This window comes from Shewanella sp. UCD-KL12 (assembly GCF_001957125.1).
Classification (GTDB): Bacteria; Pseudomonadota; Gammaproteobacteria; order Enterobacterales; family Shewanellaceae; genus Shewanella.
This window is the reverse complement of sequence record NZ_MPHJ01000016.1, coordinates 66,057-85,987: the sequence shown is the minus strand read 5'-3', so window position 1 is coordinate 85,987 and position 19,931 is coordinate 66,057. Positions and strand designations below refer to the sequence as shown.

The following is a 19,931-nucleotide window of genomic DNA, read 5'->3' as shown; positions in this document are numbered from 1 at the left end:
AGTGATTTCTGCTGATATAGTGGTTTTACAGAAATCATCATTTCAAGGGGAGAATATGGATTTTTCTAATCCCATCTTTATCTGGGCCGTTATCGGCGTGGTGCTTATGCTGGCAGAGATTATAATCCCTGGTGGCATAGTTATCTTGCTGGGAGGGGCATCTCTAGTTGTAGCCAGTGCGCTTGCAGTCGGGCTTGTCGAAGGTATCGTGCAAGCGTTAACTCTATGGTTTATTACATCGATTGTGCTGTTGCTGAGTTTTAGGCGAGTGACTCAAAAATTGGTTGGAGGCGATGCTCATGTGGATGATACCGATGAAGAGCTAGCGATTTTTAATCAGATTGCACTCGTAAAAGAGGCAATAGGCCCCGCGCAGAAACAAGGAAGAGTGGAGTTCCAAGGGACCGAGTGGTCTGCTTTAGGGGATGGCACTGAGATTGCCGCGGGTACCCAAGTCAAAATTATCTGTCGAGAGAATATTGCACTCGTTGTTGAGCCATATAAAGGTTCATAATCGATTGATTATCTATCAATGATTCATATTTTCGTTAAGTGTTAGCTAAGGAAGGAAACTATGTTTGCGTTTACCCTATTTGTACTTTTTGTCTTTTTTATTCTCTATAAGTTGTTACTCATTGTCCCAATGCGCGAAGTGAATGTGATTGAGCGTTTAGGGAAGTTCCGTACCGTATTACAGCCAGGTTTTCATTTTCTTATTCCGTTTTTTGACCGCGTGGCCTATAGGCATGAAATTCGTGAGCAGGTTTTAGATGTACCACCACAGAGTTGTATCTCTAAAGACAACACACAACTAGAGGTTGATGGCTTAGTTTACCTTAAGGTGATGGATGGCAAGCTTGCGAGTTATGGCATCGAAGATTACCGTTTAGCGGCGGTAAATCTTGCCCAGACTACAATGCGCTCTGAGATAGGTAAGTTAACACTCAGCCAGACTTTTTCAGAGCGAGATAGCCTTAATGAATCGATTGTGCGTGAGATTGATAAAGCCTCAGATCCATGGGGAATTAAGGTGCTTAGGTATGAGATAAAGAACATCACCCCATCGAGACATGTTATTCATACTTTAGAGAAGCAGATGGAAGCTGAGCGTAGTAAGCGAGCTGAGATCACCTTAGCCAATGCTGAGAAAGCGGCGATGATTAACCTTTCAGAAGGGGAGCGACAGGAAGCGATCAACATCTCTGAAGGGCAGAAACAAAAGCGTATTAACGAAGCTAAAGGTACTGCGCAAGAGATCAGTATTGTTGCTAAAGCAAAGGCCGAAGGCATGGAGTTAGTCTCTACCGCATTAGCCGTTAACGGTGGCAATGAAGCGATGAATATGCAGCTTAAAGAGCAGTTTATTGGTCAGGTTGGTAAAATTCTTAATGAAGCAGAAGTCTCTGTGGTACCCGCTGAAATGGCAAAGCTTGAAGGTTTTTTTGAGGGGATGGAGCAAGTAACGAATAGTGTAAAAGGAGGTCGCTCATGATTGCAGGTGTAGATACAGATCTGATCGTGCTGGGTATTTGGGGGCTTATATTTGCCGTTTTTATTATTAAGTTATTTCAATCTATTCGCTTAGTGCCGACCAAGTCTGCCTATATTGTTGAGCGTTTAGGAAAATATCATTCAACTTTAGATGCAGGTTTTCATGCCCTAGTGCCTTTTGTTGATAAAGTTTCATATATTCATGACCTTAAAGAAGAAACAATTGATGTTCCTCCTCAAGAATGTTTCTCGAGTGACGAAGTAAATGTTGAGGTTGATGGGGTGATCTACATCTCAGTGGTTGACCCAGTTAAGGCAAGTTATGGGGTGACCGATTATCGCTATGCGGCTATTCAGCTTGCGCAGACCACAACCCGCTCAGTGATCGGTACACTTGATTTGGATAGAACCTTCGAAGAGCGTGATGTGATTAGTGCAAAAGTTGTTGAGGTGCTCGACCAGGCTGGTGCTTTGTGGGGAATTCGTGTTCATCGTTATGAGATTAAGAATATTACCCCACCTGAAACGGTTAAAAATGCTATGGAGATGCAGGTGAATGCAGAGCGTGAGCGTCGTGCATTACTTGCTAAGAGCGAGGGTGATAAACAGAGTAAGATTAATCGCTCTGAAGGTCTTAAGGCTGAGATGGTTAATCTATCAGAAGGTGAAATGCAGCGTCGGATTAATGAGGCTGAGGGTAAAGGTGAGGAGATATTAACGATTGCTCGCGCTACCGCTGAGTCTATTGAACGTATGGCTGAAGTTATCTCGGCACCTGGTGGTCAAAACGTTGTGCGTATGCAGCTAGGTGCTCAATACCTCAAGCAGCTTGATGGGTTAAGTAATAGCGCCAGTAAGATTGTGTTACCTGCAAACATGATGGACTTTGATCAGTGGATGGACAGCATAGGTTTAAAGGAGGAGAAGCCAAAAGTGAGTTAATTTTTCGCTTGTCGGCATTAACCTTATACCTATCGCAGTGATTAACGGTGTCTTTAACAGGGCACCGTTTTTGTTTTGGCTTTTGTTTTGATTCTGAAAAGAGTAAGCAATACGGGAGGAGTTATTTAATCACTTTGAGTGAGCATTGGGGCTCAGGTGAAGAGAGTAATAATTTAACGACGGGACTGGGGCGGCTAAAGAGGTACCCTTGTGCATAATCACATTTTACATCTTTCAAATAGTTGAGTTGAACCTCAGTTTCAACCCCCTCTGCGACGACTTCTATTCCTAATGAGTGGGCCATGGCGATCATAGCGAGGATCAGCTCCTTATTTTTGGCTCCAACCTCAATATCATTTACAAAGCTTCGATCGATTTTTAGCACATTAAAAGGGTAAGTGCGTAAATAGTTTAACGATGAGTAACCGGTACCAAAATCATCCATAGCAATTGAGAAACCAGCCGTACTGAGATGCTCTAATGCTTCGGTAATATAGTCGTGACCACTTAATAGCACGCCTTCAGTTATCTCTAACTCTATATCTTCAGCACACATATCAGACTGTTCAACACTGTCTACGATAAATGACACCAGATCGGGATCTCTAAATTGGCAAGGTGATAAGTTGATCGCAATCCTAAAAGGACTCTGATGTTTTTTCTTCCACAGGCTTGTGGCGACTATAGCTTGAAGGAAAATAAATTTACCTAGGGGGATGATTGCCCCCGTTTGCTCGGCGATAGGAATAAACTCATCGGGTGATATACTGCCTAATGCTGGGTTGTTCCAGCGCAGAAGAGCCTCTGCACCCATAATAATATTTTTATCAATATCTACCTGAGTTTGATAATAAACCTCAAATTCACCACGCTCTAAGGCGCCATGGATCTGCTCCTCAATAGCTAATCTTCTAGAGACCTCACGGTTCATCTTATCGGTGAAGTAGGAGTAGGTATTTCGACCAATCTCTTTAGCGTGGTACATGGCCGAATCTGCATTTCTGAGTAGCTCTGATGAGTTCTTTCCATCGGTAGGATAGATAGATATACCTACGCTTGCAGTCAGAATAAGCTCACGATCTCCAATGATAAAAGGCTCTCTAAACCCACTGATTAAGTGTTCTGCAACGGGTCTTGCATCTTCGGGTTTCTTTAAGCCTTGTAGAAGAATGATAAACTCATCGCCGCCTAATCGGCCAACTGTGTCACCACTTCGAATACAATTTAATAGACGTTCAGCTGCTTCAATGAGCACCTTGTCACCAGTCTCGTGGCCTAGTGTGTCATTGATCTTTTTAAAGTCATCGAGATCGAGAAATAACACGGCAATATTCTCATTGGAGCGCTCCGACTCCTCTAACATTTGGGCAAGACGCTCTAGTGCGAGAAAGCGGTTGGGCAGATCTGTAAGCGTGTCATAGTGAGCTTGATGCCTAATGACTTCAGCGGCTTTTTCTCGGTCGGTTGTATCAAGAAAAGTCACTACAGCGCCTATGATTTTACCTTCACGTTCAATGGGGTAAGACCAATATTCAGAGGTAAAGCCGCTACCGTCTGCTCGCCATAATTTTTCTGCATTGATATGTACGCCTTTTCCCGATTTAAGCACGTTGAAAATGGGACAATCAACAACATGGTAGGGGGTAAAGTCATCATGTTTATAGTGTATTAATTCATGCATGTTCTGGCCTAATAGCTCATCAACATGTTTATAGCCAAGCATGCTTATACAGGTCGGGTTAGCAAAAATACATTCTCCATTCATATCGATGCCATAGATGGCCTCGGCGGTAGAGTTTAAAATATCGGTGACTAAATGCTTTTGCTCTAAAGTGGCGAGCTCTGCCGCTCTGCTCTGTTCAAATCTTTCTTCTAGTTGCACCGCCATGAGGTTAAACGCTTCCCCTAAACTGGCGATCTCTCCCTGTCCTTTTATCTGGCAACGGGCCTCAAGCTGCCCTTGTGCCAGCAGTTTAGAGCGAGTCACTAAGTGTCTAATGGGCCGGGTAACGAAAACATTTAAGAATAGGCTAATGGTGATCATGGCAATAAGGAGCAAGAGGCCTATTGGGACACTAAATAAACTCACGTTGGCCCATATCTGCTTTTGTTTAGGGCTAAGGTCATAGATGGCGAAGATCCCCCCTGTGCGAGATGGGCGTATCTCATCCGCTTCCCGTGATAAAACCAGTGGGTAGTAAACTAAGATCTGATGACCATCTTCAGAGAGCTGGGTGCTGATCTGTTTATTTTTTTGTACCTGATTGAAGTGCACGATTTCAAATTGCGGGATAACCGCATTTGCCATCTCCCCCTTAATTGAAAAACGTGTGGAGTGTAATATTTTACCTGTTTCATCTAGGGAAATAAGGGTCTTATATAAGGTGTTAACCCCCCTAGCTGATAGAGACTGCTCGGCTTCGAGGGGCCGATTTGTGCTGAGCTGCTTCTCCATCTGACGTTGTAGAGCCGAGATATCTTTACGTATGAAATTTAGGCTTGAGTTAATTAGCTCTGATTCTAAGTCATTGTAAGTTTGCAAAACGACAAACCCAGCGAGGGCGGTAAAGGTGCATAAAATAAGCCCTGGAAGCCATAATTTGAGGTAAAGAGTCCGTATGTTACTCATTGATCAATAGCTAAGGTAAATTGGTCTGTTGCAATGGCGTCTACAGGTACCTGATGACTCAATAACTTCCTTTGGTACATAAAGCTAGACAGCTCTGCGGCGATTTTTTCAAGTTTTGGCGTCTTTCCCGATAGCATCTCAACATTTTCATGCAAACTCGGTAGGTGAAGCCCCTTGTAACTATCTATTACTTCAGCGGGTGATAAACCTAGTCTCGCCTTCATCTGTTCAGCCGCAGCTTGAGGTTTTTTATTAAAATAATCTATCGCTTTAAAGTATCCGACAATGAGCTCATGTATCGATTTGGGGTGGCTATCAATTGCCGAGGAGTGAACAACCAGTACGTCGATAATTCTACCTGGAATTTGGCTACTATCAAAAAGCTGATTGCCGCCGAGTGAAAGGATATTTGTCCTATTGGGTTCAAAGGTGACAACAGCATCTGCTTGAGAGTAACACTGCTGATGCTCATCAAAAGCGCAAGCTGTGATGGTGACGTCTTTGGCGCTTAGGTTGGCGGCGTTGAGGGCGCCGTTAAGTAAAATCGCCCCCACCGCAGTGTATTCTACGGCGATATTTTTGCCTTTGAGTTGCGACAAAGAGGTGATCTCAGGCTTACTCAATAGAACGTCGCCACCATTAGAGAAATCCATGATTAAGATAACTTTGAGTTGATAGTCATCCTCCATCACAGTCAATACCTCATCTAAGGTGAGCGCCGCGCCTTCAATGGTGTGATTGCGTAGTGCGTGAATGACCTCTGAAGCTGAGGTCATCTCCACTAAGTTGACTTGCGTATCGTCATAATAACCTAAGCTACGAGCAAGATAGAGAGGCTCATAACCTGGCCACGTATTACTGGCAATGCGCAGTGGTGGCTCATCGGTAGGCTGGCAAGCTGTTAGATTCGTTAGGGTGAACAGTATGATAAGGAGAGGCCCAAATAGAGATTGAGGCTTCGGGTGTGTTATCTGCTGATGTAATTTGCTTAACGGTGAGAAAGCTGACATGAAGCGTATCAATCTATTATCCATTTGATCACCCCAGTTCCTGTTTTATACCAATTGATATCCTCTTCAAGGAGTAGATTGAGTATAGTTGAAAAGTTAAAATTGGCTGGATAATCAGACTCGCAGGCAAATATTTTATTAATGCTAACCGTTACATTTTGTCAGATGTCTAAATGGGAGAGCGGTACAGGTAGGGGGAATACCTATCTTGATAAAGATAGGTATTAATAGGTAGCTGGTTAAATACCTGCTATGCAGGTGGGATCACCTTAGGGGATGATTGCCAATCACCTCCCAACGCTTTATTTAGCTGTACTAGGTTTGCTGCAATATTCAACTTAGCGATCACCTCGATATCGTCAAGCCTATGTTGCTGGCGCTGGGCATCGAGCACCTGTAAGTGATCAATGAGCCCCGCTTTATAAAGGTGTTTAGCCTTATTTACCGCAATCTGAGAATGCGATGCAGCTTCACTTAGCTGTTGGTGAAACAGCATGCTATTGCCGTAACTCATAAGGCTAGTTTCTACCTCATTGAAGGCATTATTAACGGTTTGCTGATAGCGCAGCCCTGCTTGCTTAAAGCGTGCATGTTGGATATCAATCACCGCCTCTGTACGTCCTCCATCAAAGAGGGTCCAGTTAAGACCTATACCTGCTAACCAGCTGCTACTGCCTGAGCTGAAAAGGTCATCAAGATTGCCAGCCAGTGTACCCGGACTTGCTGTGAGGTATAGATCTGGATATCGACCCGCTATGCTCGCGCCCAACTCATGGTTGATTGCCGCCATTTCGCGCTCAGCAAGGGCGATGTCGGTTCTACGCTTGAGTAGCGATGAGGGTAAACCCAGTGGGATCTTACCGGTCACTTCAGGTAGTGCGGCTTGGTTAAAGCGACCAACTAATTCACGTGGATGCTGCCCAAGTAGCGTTGCAATACGATAAAGGTGAGCTCGCTCTGCAGTTTTCAGTGCAGTGCTATTCGCCTTTAATGCGGCTAATGCAGCTTTTGCTCTAGAAAGGTCAAGAGATGAGCCATAGCCACTTTCAACTAAGGTTGAAACCAGTTCAAGTGTGGATTGCTGATCGGCAATGTTGCGCTCTGCAATCTGTAGCCTTTCTTGGGCCCCCCTGTACTGCAGGTAGTTGTGGATCAGATCTGCGGTAATTAAGGTGATCACACCTTGCTGCAGTATGACCGCCTGCTCCTGGCGAACTTTGGCTGCCTCATCAAGCGCTGCAAGCTTTCCAAATAGGTCTGCTTGCCAGCTGATATTGAAACCTAGGGCATAAGCTTCTTGTGATTTGTCTAACAGTTCGATCTGTTGGCCGTTAATCGGATTGGTAATGCCTGACACCGCAATGCCTAGGAGCGGATCTTTCTCAGAAATACCATAGGAGAAGGCGCTCGCTCCGGCAGAGATTGTTGGAACCTTCATGGATGAGACTGCAGTCTGATAGGCTTGGGCCGCTTTAATTCGTTGGGCGCCGATCTGAATGCTCACATTTTGATTTTGCACATCGGCAATCAAGAGGTTTAACTCTGAATCGCCAAACTGTTTCCACCATAGCTCTTCTATTTGAGCACCTTGCTCGGCAAGATCCCCATGTAAATAGATAGCCCCTGCTGGAATCGTTTCGCTCACCTGATAATCAGGCGTCACTGAGCAACCTAAGGTGAGCAGTGAGATGAGTAGAGGAAGACTAGATTTTTTCATTTGAAACCTCATCAGAAGATCTCTTAGGTTGGAAAGCCAACTTGTAAAGTGCGGGGGTGATAAATAGCGAGAGAATCGTCGCGACTGCGAGTCCGCCAATAATGGTGGCTGCCATCTGATCGAAAAGGAGATCGCTCAGCAGAGGGATCATTCCCAGTGCTGTCGTTAACGCCCCCATTGAGATAGCCATAGTACGGTTAAGGGTGGCATTGATAATGGCATCATCGAGTTGCTGTCCTTTTTTACGCTCTAGCTCAATTTGATCTAGCAGTACTATGCCATTTTTGATAATCATTCCCGATAGTGCGATAGCACCCACTAAGGCCATAAAGCCAAAAGGTTTTCCTAGCAATATCAGACTCCAACACACGCCTATAATCGCGAGGGGGAGGGTGACTAAAATGATGGCGGGCTGCTTAAAGGCATTAAACAGCAGTACCAAAATAATCAACATGATCAGAAATGATTTAGGTGTCTGCTTAATAATGTCTTCGATGGCTTCTCTCTCATCGGCATATTCGCCTCCCCACTCCATGGTATAGCCAGGTGGGAGTGCAATCGCCTCTATCTCTGCGGCAATCTGATTGCGCACATTACCGATAGAGTCGCCAAATACCCCAGCTTGAACTGTGAGTGTTGGTACGCGATCTCGACGCCAAAGCATGCTTTGCTCGCCACGGATCTCAAAACTATCGACCACATGGGCAAGTGGCACACTGTGAATACCTGCGATGGAGCGAACAGGGATATTACCGATATCATCAATCTCAGATTTTGAGCTATTTAGCACTATGGGTAGCTGAGAGCCATCTTCTCTGAGTTGTCCTATGGTTAGGCCATCACTACCTCGCTTCAGTGCAAGGGTGATATCGGTGCGGTTTATGCCCGCTAAGCGCGACTTTTCCTGATTAATTACAGGGTAGAGCACCTTGCTCTCTTGACGCCAATCATCTCTGACATAGCGGGTATGGGGGTGTTTGTCTAAAATGGCTTGAGCCTTTAATGACAGCTCTTGTAATACCAGCGCATCAGGCCCTGAGAAGCGAGTTTCGATACTAAACTTATCAGAGGTGGCAAGTTTTAGATCCCTAAATCGTGGTTGAGCTTGAGGGAACTGCTTGGCTATCCAATTGTTGCCGTCACGAATTAAGCTCTCTATTCCCTCAAAGTCATGGGTATTAATCAAGATTTGACCATAACTGCTATCAAGGGGCTCAGGTTCTACCGTCACTGAAAACCTTGGAGCACTCGCGCCGATTGAGGTTGAGATATTGACCACTTCTGGGCGTTTGAGTAGCCAGTTCTCAATTTCAGCCATATCTGCAGACACTTCCTCGATACGGCTACCATTAGGGAGCCAATAATCGACGAAGACCATAGGGCGATCTGAGGTAGGAATGAAGTTCACTTTGATAAATGGTACGGCTGCTAGAGTGATCAGTAGCACTGGAATAACCAGTGCTATTGTGCTCTTTGGCTTTGATACGCACCAGACCAACATAGCTTTAAACTTCTTTGCTGTAGGTGTGAGGTTATCACCCGCTTGCTGAGGCTTTACACGGATAAATGCCCAACACATAAGCGGGGTGATGGTCATAGCGACCAGCCATGATAGCAGTAGTGAGCTTGCTAAGATTTGAACAACGGATATGGCAAACTCTGCGGCATCCGTCTGTGAAAAGATAACAGGAGTTGCCCCCATAATCGCAATGATGGTCGCCCCAAGAAGCGGTAAGGCTGTTTCACTGACACTCTCTGTTGCTGCGAGCAGTCTATCTTTGCCTGCCTTGAGCTTACTCGCAAACATATCGGTGATCACTATGGCATTATCAACTAGCATGCCCAGCGCGAGGATAAATGACCCTACTGAAACCCGCTGTAGATCGATACTGGCAAAATTCATATAGATCAGGGTGAATAGTATGGTCATCAGTAAGCTGGAGCCAACCACTGCCGCACTTTTCCAGCCCATAAAAAACATCAAGATGATAACGACGATAGTGATGCTTTCCAGCAGGTTAGTGATGAAAGAGTTTATCGATTTTTGAACTTCATCAGGCTGAAAGGCGATAGTGCTAATCTTCACGCCTACAGGTAACTGCTGCTGGAGATCGTCGATTACTGCTTTGATGGTGTCACCGAGTGTGACCACATTGATACCATCGACCGGGCTTGCGGCTATTGTTACAGCTCGCTCGCCATTGAATCGGCTTTGTGAAAGCGCGGGTGTTTGATACCCATAGTAGATATCAGCAATATCACCGAGTCGAATCAGTCCTGTTGATAGCTGGCTAATGCCTGAGCGAACAGTGATGTTTTCGATATCTTCTAAGCTAGAAAAGCTGCCAGTTTGAGACACGCGAATACGCTCAATACCTGAGTCATAGCCGCCGGCATCTAAGGTTATATTCTGGCTGTTGATCTGATTAAACACCTGCGCCGTAGATAGGTTGAAATTGGCGACCTTCTCATCATCAATATCGATATAAACCACGCGCTGCTCAGCGCCATGTAGCTCAACTTTTTTGATGCCATCGACTTCATTGAGCTTACGTTGTAGGGTTTCGGCGTAGGTTTTAAGCTGGTGTGGCTCAGTATCGGTACTGTGGATGGCAAATACCATACCGTACACTTCTGAGAACTCATCTTGGACTATGTTGATCTGCGCCTCGAGTGGCAGAGAGAGTTGAATATCAGCCACCTTACGTCTTAACAGATCCCACTCTTGAGGGAGCTGATTTGAGCTAACGGATTCTTTGAGATCAACAAAGATCATCGACATTCCAGGACGTGATAGCGACCTTAAGGTGTCGAGTGAGCCCATCTCTTGCAGTTTTGTTTCTATCGTATCTGTGACCATCTCCTCTACTTCTTGTGCCGATGCACCAGGGTAAAGGGTGACTACAACGGCTGTTTTGACAGTAAAGGCCGGATCTTCAAGTTTACCTAAATCGAAATAGGAGTAGATACCTGTGATAATACACAGCGCCGTAAAAAAGCAGACGAAGGTGCGTTGTTTTATGGCAAATTGAGCGAGATTCATTATCGAACTCCCGCATCGATAATATTATCGATAGCGCTATCTTCATGTACAAAAGCGGCACCTGCGACAATAATGCGATCTTTGAGGTTTATATCGCCGACGACACAGCTATTATCTCTGCCTTGCCTAATGACCTCCACCTGTACACGTTCAATACCGTCAGCTGAAATTTTTGATATATGTGGCTGGTTTTTTAAGGTGTAAAGCGCACTTGCTGGTAAGCAGAGTCCCCGCTTGTTTACCTGTTTATCGGCTATACGGGCCGAGATAACCATGCCTGGGTAGCTAGTACCATCAGGCTTATTAAGCGGAATGGTTGCGCTAAATGTTCGCTTAATAGGGTCTGGAATACTGGTGATCTCTTTGACTACGCCAAACAGTGGTAGTGAGTTATTGTTGTGATATATGCTGGTTTTTAGGCCTTGATGAAAGAGCGGTAATAGTCGCTCAGGTATATCGATAACGGCTTGAAGCGCCTCAGGTTGATGCACTATGAATACGGGTAATCCTGGAGCAACCTGCTCATAGTTATCAAAATTCTTTTTACCTATCACGCCACTAAAAGGCGCTTTGAGCTCAGTGTATCTAAGTGCATCCTTGGCCTGAATGAGGTTTTGTTCAATTACAGCTATCCCAGCTTGTGCCCGAGCGACTGCGGTTTGGGCTCTATCTACAGAGACTTGAGAAATCGCATCCCCACGTTGAGCAAACTGGCTACGTTCTAACTCACTGATTGCTTGCTGGTGGCTTGCTTTAGCTTCGCGTCTTCGCGCCTCCAACTCTGCCACTCTAACTTGGTAATCATGGGGATCGAGACGTGCGAGTAGCTGCCCTGATTCGACTCTGTCTCCTTGCTCAACCAGTATCTCATTGAGCGTTCCGGCTACGCGAAAGGCCATTTGGGCTTGTTTCTGAGACTCTAGAATGCCAGTAAAGCGTAATTCATGGTTTAAGTTGGTTTGATTAATAGTCATCACAGCGATAGGCTGCGATGGCTTGGGCTCGCTAGCCTGTTCTTGGCTACAAGCAGTGCTGAGTAGCATTGCTATTAATAGCGCTGAGTACTTGTGTGTGCTCATTAATATCTCCTTAGTTTATGGCGAGATAATAGTGAGTCCTGTCAGTCTAGAGTAGCGGTATATGAGTAGTTTCATTGACTCAAAAATCGAGACAATAGTCAGTTTTTGGACATTTTAACTAAGGCTGAGTGGTTACTTTGATGGCGCAACTAAGAAGAACCCTTAATGTTAAGTTAGTTGTTTTTATAGGGTTAACGTGTTGACTCTATTCTGTAAATATTCATCTGATTGTATTAGTTAATGGTACAAAGAGTCCGTTTAAACGGGCTTCTTTTATGGTGATGATTTCCTTAAAGTTACTCCATCGAAGTTCATCAATTGGGTGACTTCATATTTTTTATTATCAATAGGAGTCAACGATGAAAAGTACTAAATTAATGATGTTATTAGCAGGCTCGACGTTAGTTTGTTCTTCAGCACAGGCATTAGAGATTGACTACTTTGCTGGGGCTGCGCTTGGCTATCAAACTGACAGTATTGCTGGTGCCGTGAAAAAAGACAGTGAAGATCTTTCATACCAAGGACGTATCGGGATGATCATTGAAAATCATCATAGAATCACAGGTACCTTTGGTTATATGGAAGATAAGTTTTCTGCATCTGGTAGCCAATACAAGCAGGAGCAGTATAGCTGGTTGGTCTCCTATGATTACCTATTTCCAGTACATCAAAATGTGAATTTATTTGCAGGTGTAACGACCGGGGTCAATGACAATAAGATTGCTGGAAGAGCATCAACCGATTTTGTCTGGGGTGGGCAAGTGGGTATGCAATATAAATGGAGTAAGCACCTATCCTCAGATCTTGGCTATCGCTACCTAGAGCAGGACTATAGTGAGTCAGGTATTGAAATCGAAAACAGCCAACAAGTTTACCTCTCTTTAGATTACCGTTTTTAAATTGATAGCCTAACCTATCTGCTTTTGAGTATGGGGCTGGTCTCCATACTCTTTTTTGTTTTTATGTGCTTTTCAATGCAAAATTATCTTTGCTCTCTCATCTTAACCGCACCTAGCTGTATCCCCTCAAGTGCCTGATGAATATAGTCAATAAAGAGTCTTGCTGCTGAGGTCATATGTTTACGGCTTGGGTAGATAAGATATACATCAGTCTGTTCCGTCTCTAGCTCTGGCAACACATTCACGAGTCTTTTGTTGATCAGATCCTCTAAGACTATGCTTGAAGGCAGTTGAGCAATGCCTGCACCCGCTAAACAGAAACTATAGAGGGAATTAAAGTCACTGGTGGTCACTTTATGTTTTACGTCGATAGAGGTATCCGTAAAATGCCATCGATTGTCAATGAGCCTCTCTGCTGAGCGGGATCCAGAACGCGAGGCTAATAGCTTATGGGCTTGTAGATCTTCAATGGAGTTAATGCTTGGGTTTTTAGCCAAATAATCCGGGGAAGCGAACAGTTTCTGCTTGAATGAAATGAGCTTTTTAGCGATAAAACTGCTGTCATCGAGTTGGCCCACATCTAAAACAAAGTCTAACCCCAGCCGAGTTATCTCTCGGTAGCCTCCAGTAATCGTGAAAACATCAAGCTGTACTTGTGGGTACACAAAACTAAAGTCAGCAATTTGAGTTGCCAGTAACTTATCTGCAAATGGGAGTAAGCCTATGCGTAGCTTTCCTTCAATTTGAGTGTGTTGGTTTTTTATCGTGTGAGTGGCGTTATATAGTTGATTAAGAATGGGCTCGACCTGCTCAAGAAATAACTCCCCACTCGGTGTTAACGACATGGCTCTGGTCGTTCGAATAAATAGCGGTGTGCCTAGCTGCTTCTCTAACTCACCGATGCGGCGACTGACGAGCGCGCGGCGAGTATCAAAGGAGGCGGCTGCTTTAGCGAAACTGCCTAGCTTTGCTACCGCAACAAAAAGATCTAAGTCATTAGTATTCATTGAGTGCTAAGCCTTGTTTTGTATACATGTTCAATGAGGTTATTTTTACATGTTTGTATTTTATGATCAGAGATATTGTCATTTATCTCTCAATTTTGTTAGCTGAAACTTGTTTTAATATAAGAGAGCCTTAAGTGGTGATTAGCTGGATTAATACTTGCTGTTAATTTGTCGACATATAGGACAAAATCCTTGTTCACGAACTAGGAAGAATCATGTTGAGTTGATCTAGCTTTAAACTTTTTACTACAACTTCCGTAAGATACGAAGGCTAAACTAACAATAGGAAAAACAATGAAAATAGAGAGACAAGAGACAAAAGCACGAATGAGTCGCATCGTTAAGCACAACGGCACCATCTACCTTTGTGGACAGGTATGTAAAGATGCCACCCAAGGCATTACTGAGCAGACTGCAACTATGCTTGAGAAGGTCGATGAGTTGCTTATCCAAGCTGGTAGCGATCGTGAGCATATCTTGTCGGCAACCATCTATGTTAGTGATATGAAGTATTTTGCTGATATGAATGCTGTATGGGATGCCTGGGTACCAGAAGGCCATGCACCTGCTCGTGCTTGTGTCGAAGCCAAAATGGCACGCGAGGCGCTGCTTGTTGAGATATCTGTTGTTGCAGCTGAGAAGGCTTAAAGAAGATTCTAGTGTCTAGAAATTAGATCCTAGGACCTGTTGTCTAGGATCTCCTCCCTTGCTCCTGTTATACTGCCCCCTTGATTTTTTGGAGGCAAGAATGGACGTATCTTCTTTACTAGACGGCCTGAATGAGAAACAGCGCGAAGCCGTAGGGGCACCACAATCCAGTATGTTGGTATTGGCGGGTGCTGGTAGTGGCAAAACTCGGGTTTTAACCCATAGAATTGCCTGGCTAATGCAGGTCGAACAGCAGAGTCCATATTCAATTTTAGCGGTAACCTTTACCAACAAAGCTGCAGCAGAGATGCGTGAGCGGGTGGAAAAGGTGAGTGGCAGTAACATGGGGCGCATGTGGATAGGTACTTTCCATGGCTTAGCGCATCGCTTGTTGCGAACTCATTACCAAGATGCGAACTTGCCGCAAACCTTTCAGATTATCGACTCCGATGATCAGTTACGTTTGATAAAACGAATTTTAAAAAGCCTTAACTTAGATGAGAAGCAATACCCTCCTCGTCAAGCGCAAGGTTACATCAATGGTAAGAAAGATCAGGGGTTAAGACCTAAGCATATCGATGCTGGTGGTTTCCCAATCGAGCAGAACTTGCTGCAGATTTATCAGGTGTATCAAGAGTCTTGCGATAGAGCAGGCTTGGTTGATTTTGCCGAGATCTTACTGCGTGCTCACGAGCTGTGGCTCAATAAACCTCATGTGCTGCAGCACTATCAAGATAGATTTAAAAATATTTTGGTGGACGAGTTTCAAGATACCAACGCGATTCAATATGCTTGGATTCGAGTGCTTGCCGGTGAAGGCGCTAATGTGATGATTGTTGGTGATGATGATCAGTCTATTTATGGTTGGCGCGGCGCTCAAGTTGAAAACCTGCATAAGTTCTTAGAGGACTTCCCTAAAGCGGGCACCATACGTCTTGAGCAAAACTATCGCTCTACCGGCCATATCCTAAAAGCGTCAAATGAACTGATTGCTAATAACCCAGAGCGTTTAGGTAAGAAGCTCTGGACCGAAGATAAAGACGGTGAGCAGATCTCTGTTTATTGTGCATTCAATGAGATGGATGAAGCTAGGTTTATCGTAGGCAGGATCAGTGACTGGCATGATATGGGCGGCGATCTCAGTAGTTGCGCCATCTTATATCGCTCTAATGCCCAATCTCGTGTACTTGAAGAAGCTTTGCTACATAAGGGCTTGGCATACCGAATTTATGGCGGTTTGCGCTTCTTCGAACGCCAAGAGATCAAAGATGCCATGAGTTACCTGCGTCTTATCAATAATAAAGATGACGATGCAGCGTTTGAACGTGTGGTGAATACGCCTGCGCGTGGTATCGGTGGCAGAACCCTCGATATTTTACGTTCAACGGCCAAGCAGCAAGAGTTAACGCTGTGGCAGACCTGTTTACGTGCCTTAGAAGAGAAGCTGCTTAGTGGCCGTGCTGCTAATGCGGTGCGTGGCTTTATGGATCTGATTGTTGAGATGCAGCAAGACACCGAAGAGATGAGTCTACATCGCACTACCGATCATGTGACCCGAGAGTCAGGCCTCAAGGCTATGTATGAAGCGGAGAAGGGCGAGAAGGCGCGCTCAAGAGTAGAAAACCTCGATGAGCTTGTGACGGCTGCCCGTACCTTTGTTATGCCTGAAGAGATTGAGGATATGGGCGAGCTAAGTGCTTTCCTATCCCATGCAGCCCTTGAAGCGGGCGAAGGGCAAGCGGATGCCTTTACTGATGCGGTGCAGTTAATGACGCTGCACTCTGCAAAGGGCCTTGAGTTCCCTGTGGTGTTTATGTCGGGCGTTGAGGAGGGAATTTTCCCTAGCCAGATGGCCATGGACGAGGGCGATAGACTCGATGAAGAGCGACGCCTCTGTTATGTCGGAATGACGCGTGCGATGGAGAAGCTCTATATCACCTACGCTGAAACTCGCCGTATTTATGGTCGTGAAAACTTTGCTCGGCCTTCTCGGTTTATTAAGGAGATCCCCACTGAACATGTTGAGGAGATCCGACTTAAAACTCAGGTCAATGCATCTCAAAGTGCCAGCCCTTCATTTAGCCGTAACCGCAGTACTGTGGTGAACGATTCAGGTTTTAATATTGGCCAAAGTGTTAATCACCCTAAGTTTGGTGAAGGCAAAGTAACTGGCACCGAAGGGAGTGGACCACAAGCTAGAGTACAAGTTAACTTTTTTGATGTGGGTAGTAAGTGGCTCGTGGTCGCTTATGCACGGCTGGAAACTTGTTGAATCATTACAGCTGTCAGTCATAATGCCTACAGAATATTATCTGTCTAGTTGAATAAAGGCTAAAGAAGTATTAGGAGAGCCTAAAGTATGAGCGTTTTGAAAAAAAAGCTAGATATTTATCTGCGTCTTGCACGTATGGACCGTCCAATAGGCACCTTGTTGCTAATGTGGCCATGTTTAATGGCCCTGATTCTCGCTGCTGGTGGCATGCCTGATCTTAAAGTACTGATTATCTTTATTATCGGTGTTGTGGTGATGCGAGCTTGTGGCTGTATCATCAATGATTATGCCGATAGAGATCTTGACTCCCATGTTGAGCGCACCAAATCTCGACCCATAGCGAGCGGTGAGGTTTCAAGTAAAGAAGCGCTGTGCTTGTTTGCTGTGATGGGGTTATTGGCTTTCTGTTTAGTTTTGATGCTGAACCCTTTGGTAGTACAACTATCATTTGTTGGCATCATACTGACGATTATTTACCCTTTTACCAAGCGCTTTACTAATATGCCGCAGATGTTTCTCGGTATCGTCTGGAGCTGGTCTATTCCGATGGCTTACGCGGCACAAACTGGTAGTGTGCCAGCTGAGGCTTGGTGGTTATTTGCTGCTAACTGGTGCTGGACTGTGGCTTACGACACCATGTATGCCATGGTCGATCGTGATGATGATCTGAAGGTTGGCATTAAGTCTACGGCTATCTTGTTTGGACGGTACGATAGACAGATCATTGGCTTATTTCAGCTTGCAGCTCTGGCTTGCTTTATCATTGCTGGTTGGGCAGCAGATCGCGGCCTGGTTTATGGTTTAGGGGTGATGACTTTCGTAGGCTTTAGCCTCTACCAACAGAAGCTTATCTATGGTCGTGAGCGCGCACCTTGCTTTAAGGCATTTCTCAATAATAATTGGGCTGGTTTGTCGATGTTTATCGCGTTAGGTATCGATTATTTAATCTAGTCTTACTGAACATTATTGATGAGGTTGGCTTTGACAGGTCAGCCTCTGTTTCCACTTTCTACTTTCCTCCCTGCTAATCATCTATTAGTCGCTATACTTAATTTAATCTAATTAGCATCTCCATTAATCTCACCCGCTTAACCTTTTACTATCTTTGACACGTTAAAAATTTAGTATTTGGTAATAAAGTTAGCAGAATTAACTACAAGTTTTAGCAAAAACTAGACTTACATCTCGATTGTTGCAGTTAGTGTGGAGCTTTGATGTGCTAGTGGTTTATTCTTTGGTCATTCACTTACGGTATGAGTGAATTTTACTGCAAAAAATAAATGGATTTAGTTGTTTATATGGAGGGAATCATGGCCTATTCAGGTACGGCTTTTGAGGCTGGAGAGTGGCAACTCTTTGAGCTTATTTTAGCGGCAGGTGTCGCTGCACTTATTATTTTCTGGTTGATCTTAACGCACTTCAAAAAGCAGGGGTTTATCTCCTGGAGCTTAGTGATCCTAGCAAGCGTTGGCATGACAAGCTTATGTGTTCATAGTCGTTTGAATGCTATGCAACTTGATAGCTTACTTTCTCAAGGCAAAAACATCGAAATTATCGATGGAGAGTTTCATTATGGGGAATACCATTTTCCTTATACTGCGAAGCATGGCATAGACTATCGCGAGATTAGTCTAGATGGCAGGAACATCAAACTCTATCACTCTGGTTATCTGCCAAATTCACGTTGTTATAGAGACTTTTACAGTGACAATAATTTTGCTAATGATGTGAACTTACGACTTTATATTCATTGGTTCGAAACGAGTTACCAGTACCAAAAGCAAACCTTCAAACTAAAAGCACCCTGTATCATCAAGATTGAGCAGCTGAACAGCCAAAGCACTAGGGAGAAGCTGGTCAGCAATATCTAGATTCTGGATTATTGTGCTGAATGCTGTTGAAATATTGTCCTAGCGACCAGATGTTATGTAGCATAGTGTTAACATCTAGTCGCAAGGAGCCTTTATGAGGCGTAGCGTAAAATTCAGGCTCATTTTTCTCGTGAGCGCTATTATCAGTTACTCTTTAGGCTTTCAGTTTCTTCCTGAAAGCATAGATAGCGTGAATAGCAAGGGCTTACTGGGGATCTTTTCAACGCTTTACTTCTTGATATTACCTTTCATTTATTGGTTTTGTATCATCAAGGTCGGTGAGCAGAAGCTATGGAAGATGCTACTGATATTCAGCTTAAGTAGCTTGATGGCCAGGTTAAGCTTTCCTGTTGAAGTTGCCGCTTATTTCGAGTTTATTGCCTGGTTACGCTATCCCATCATTGCCGTATTGTTAGCTATCCAGCTATTTTTGATGGTCAGCATTATTAAGGCGCTTTGGCAGGCAAGAAGTCTGTCAGGGGACCCAAGAGTTCATATCTTAGATACTTATCAAGAGGAAGATGACAAGAAGCGTTCACTGGCTTTAGTCATGGCATCTGAACCTGCAAGTTGGTACTACGCAATTCCTTACTTATCACGTAAGCATGTTAATGCCATTACCAGCTTATCGTTACGCTCTGCCTCTCGATTACATTGGTTTATGATGACCTTAGGCACTTTGGCTTTAGCTAGTGTGGTCTATCTGCTTATCTCTCCATGGAGTGAGTTAGTCGCAATTATCCTTGCTAGTATCGTGAGTTATAGCGTGGTGATGGTCATGGCAAATTACCGGATCTCACGCTATTTCTCTGTCTATGGACATGATGACAAGCTGGTGATTAACAATAGTGTCTGGGGTTTTATGTCAGTAAACCTTACAGATATAAGTCGCGTAGAGTTGGACCGTTATCTAAGAAAGGAAGATAAGGAAGCCCTTCATTTTGGCTATGGTGACACGAGTAATATCAAGTTAAGTTTTAAGCAGCCCCAGACCTATTTCGGCGGCCTAGGTCAGCTCACTGAGCAAGTTGATAGTGTCGATTTACAGGTCGCAGAACCTCATCAATTAGCCGATTACATTCGCAATCATGTAGCAAGGGGATCTACAGAAGAGCTCACTGCTGACGACATCAAGACTCAGGAGGCAAGCGCCTTAGCTTAGGCATGCTTGCCGTGATACTAGCAGTGAATGTAGGTGTTCAGTGATGCATAAACGTTTACGATTTGCTCCTGTCTTTTTACCTAAATTCTCAGTAGGTTAAAGAGCAAGTTTACATATTCATTTAAGCACTTGATTAAGCATTTGATTAAGTTCTAACTTTA

Annotated in this window: 15 protein-coding genes; 9 read left to right on the top strand and 6 right to left on the bottom strand. The window is 44.4% G+C overall.

Features of this window, described 5'->3' with window-relative positions:
- The first annotated feature begins 55 nt into the window (after positions 1-55).
- Genes BM736_RS20505 through BM736_RS20495 form a run of 3 tightly spaced genes read left to right on the top strand, consistent with a single transcriptional unit; the run spans position 56 to position 2,433 of the window.
- Positions 56-514: an NfeD family protein gene (locus BM736_RS20505; protein WP_076415682.1), complete on the top strand. Its 459-nt coding sequence runs from the start codon at positions 56-58 to the stop codon at positions 512-514.
- A 60-nt stretch (positions 515-574) separates the two neighbouring features.
- On the top strand, positions 575-1,492 hold the full coding sequence (locus BM736_RS20500; RefSeq protein WP_076415621.1) for a slipin family protein: 918 nt from the start codon (positions 575-577) through the stop codon (positions 1,490-1,492).
- Positions 1,489-2,433, top strand: a complete 945-nt coding sequence (locus BM736_RS20495) for an SPFH domain-containing protein (protein WP_076415619.1) — start codon at positions 1,489-1,491, stop codon at positions 2,431-2,433. The genes BM736_RS20500 and BM736_RS20495 overlap by 4 nt, the downstream gene beginning before the upstream one ends.
- Positions 2,434-2,554: 121 nt before the next feature.
- Here BM736_RS20495 and BM736_RS20490 read toward each other — a convergent pair whose 3' ends face one another.
- The 5 genes from BM736_RS20490 to BM736_RS20470 form a co-directional block, all read right to left on the bottom strand.
- Positions 2,555-5,062, bottom strand: a complete 2,508-nt coding sequence (locus tag BM736_RS20490; RefSeq protein WP_076415617.1) for an EAL domain-containing protein — start codon at positions 5,060-5,062, stop codon at positions 2,555-2,557.
- Positions 5,059-6,096 (bottom strand): ABC transporter substrate-binding protein, encoded by a 1,038-nt coding sequence (locus BM736_RS20485; RefSeq protein WP_083700414.1) that lies wholly within the window; start codon positions 6,094-6,096, stop codon positions 5,059-5,061. Before BM736_RS20485 ends, BM736_RS20490 begins: the two co-directional genes overlap by 4 nt.
- Positions 6,097-6,322: 226 nt before the next feature.
- Positions 6,323-7,789 (bottom strand): efflux transporter outer membrane subunit, encoded by a 1,467-nt coding sequence (locus BM736_RS20480; RefSeq protein WP_076415679.1) that lies wholly within the window; start codon positions 7,787-7,789, stop codon positions 6,323-6,325.
- Positions 7,776-10,832: an efflux RND transporter permease subunit gene (locus BM736_RS20475; RefSeq protein ID WP_218638775.1), complete on the bottom strand. Its 3,057-nt coding sequence runs from the start codon at positions 10,830-10,832 to the stop codon at positions 7,776-7,778. The genes BM736_RS20480 and BM736_RS20475 overlap by 14 nt, the downstream gene beginning before the upstream one ends.
- The gene (locus BM736_RS20470) at positions 10,832-11,911 is read right to left on the bottom strand and encodes an efflux RND transporter periplasmic adaptor subunit (RefSeq protein WP_076415609.1); all 1,080 of its coding nucleotides are present in this window, start codon (positions 11,909-11,911) and stop codon (positions 10,832-10,834) included. The genes BM736_RS20475 and BM736_RS20470 overlap by 1 nt, the downstream gene beginning before the upstream one ends.
- 359 nt (positions 11,912-12,270) lie before the next feature.
- Between BM736_RS20470 and BM736_RS20465 the strand changes: the two genes are divergently transcribed.
- Complete coding sequence (locus tag BM736_RS20465; RefSeq protein ID WP_076415607.1) at positions 12,271-12,810, top strand: outer membrane beta-barrel protein; 540 nt, start codon at positions 12,271-12,273, stop codon at positions 12,808-12,810.
- Between the two features lie 83 nt (positions 12,811-12,893).
- On the opposite strand, the gene BM736_RS20460 is transcribed toward BM736_RS20465, so the two are convergent.
- Positions 12,894-13,817 carry a LysR family transcriptional regulator gene (locus BM736_RS20460; protein ID WP_076415604.1) on the bottom strand — a complete coding sequence of 308 codons (924 nt, stop codon included), beginning with the start codon at positions 13,815-13,817 and terminating at the stop codon, positions 12,894-12,896.
- A gap of 294 nt (positions 13,818-14,111) precedes the next feature.
- On the opposite strand from BM736_RS20460, the gene BM736_RS20455 reads away from it, so the two are divergent.
- The 5 genes from BM736_RS20455 (at position 14,112) to BM736_RS20435 (ending at position 19,770) form a co-directional block, all read left to right on the top strand.
- On the top strand, positions 14,112-14,465 hold the full coding sequence (locus BM736_RS20455) for a RidA family protein (protein WP_076415601.1): 354 nt from the start codon (positions 14,112-14,114) through the stop codon (positions 14,463-14,465).
- Positions 14,466-14,565: 100 nt separating this feature from the next.
- Positions 14,566-16,737, top strand: coding sequence for a DNA helicase II (uvrD, locus tag BM736_RS20450; protein WP_076415599.1), 2,172 nt, complete (start codon positions 14,566-14,568; stop codon positions 16,735-16,737).
- Between the two features lie 87 nt (positions 16,738-16,824).
- Positions 16,825-17,688, top strand: coding sequence for a 4-hydroxybenzoate octaprenyltransferase (gene ubiA / locus BM736_RS20445; RefSeq protein WP_076415597.1), 864 nt, complete (start codon positions 16,825-16,827; stop codon positions 17,686-17,688).
- Positions 17,689-18,047: 359 nt separating this feature from the next.
- The gene (locus tag BM736_RS20440) at positions 18,048-18,608 is read left to right on the top strand and encodes a hypothetical protein (RefSeq protein ID WP_076415595.1); all 561 of its coding nucleotides are present in this window, start codon (positions 18,048-18,050) and stop codon (positions 18,606-18,608) included.
- Between the two features lie 94 nt (positions 18,609-18,702).
- Positions 18,703-19,770, top strand: coding sequence for a hypothetical protein (locus tag BM736_RS20435; protein ID WP_076415593.1), 1,068 nt, complete (start codon positions 18,703-18,705; stop codon positions 19,768-19,770).
- The last annotated feature ends 161 nt before the right edge of the window (positions 19,771-19,931 follow it).

Coding starts and splice junctions, on each gene's coding strand:
- BM736_RS20435 (WP_076415593.1), top strand. CDS start 18,703: ATGAGGCGTAGCGTAAAATTCAGGCTCATTTTTCTCGTGAGCGCTATT.
- BM736_RS20485 (WP_083700414.1), bottom strand. CDS start 6,096: ATGGATAATAGATTGATACGCTTCATGTCAGCTTTCTCACCGTTAAGC.
- BM736_RS20495 (WP_076415619.1), top strand. CDS start 1,489: ATGATTGCAGGTGTAGATACAGATCTGATCGTGCTGGGTATTTGGGGG.
- BM736_RS20465 (WP_076415607.1), top strand. CDS start 12,271: ATGAAAAGTACTAAATTAATGATGTTATTAGCAGGCTCGACGTTAGTT.
- BM736_RS20470 (WP_076415609.1), bottom strand. CDS start 11,911: ATGAGCACACACAAGTACTCAGCGCTATTAATAGCAATGCTACTCAGC.
- BM736_RS20490 (WP_076415617.1), bottom strand. CDS start 5,062: ATGAGTAACATACGGACTCTTTACCTCAAATTATGGCTTCCAGGGCTT.
- uvrD (WP_076415599.1), top strand. CDS start 14,566: ATGGACGTATCTTCTTTACTAGACGGCCTGAATGAGAAACAGCGCGAA.
- BM736_RS20475 (WP_218638775.1), bottom strand. CDS start 10,832: ATGAATCTCGCTCAATTTGCCATAAAACAACGCACCTTCGTCTGCTTT.
- BM736_RS20455 (WP_076415601.1), top strand. CDS start 14,112: ATGAAAATAGAGAGACAAGAGACAAAAGCACGAATGAGTCGCATCGTT.
- BM736_RS20505 (WP_076415682.1), top strand. CDS start 56: ATGGATTTTTCTAATCCCATCTTTATCTGGGCCGTTATCGGCGTGGTG.
- ubiA (WP_076415597.1), top strand. CDS start 16,825: ATGAGCGTTTTGAAAAAAAAGCTAGATATTTATCTGCGTCTTGCACGT.
- BM736_RS20500 (WP_076415621.1), top strand. CDS start 575: ATGTTTGCGTTTACCCTATTTGTACTTTTTGTCTTTTTTATTCTCTAT.
- BM736_RS20460 (WP_076415604.1), bottom strand. CDS start 13,817: ATGAATACTAATGACTTAGATCTTTTTGTTGCGGTAGCAAAGCTAGGC.
- BM736_RS20480 (WP_076415679.1), bottom strand. CDS start 7,789: ATGAAAAAATCTAGTCTTCCTCTACTCATCTCACTGCTCACCTTAGGT.
- BM736_RS20440 (WP_076415595.1), top strand. CDS start 18,048: ATGGCCTATTCAGGTACGGCTTTTGAGGCTGGAGAGTGGCAACTCTTT.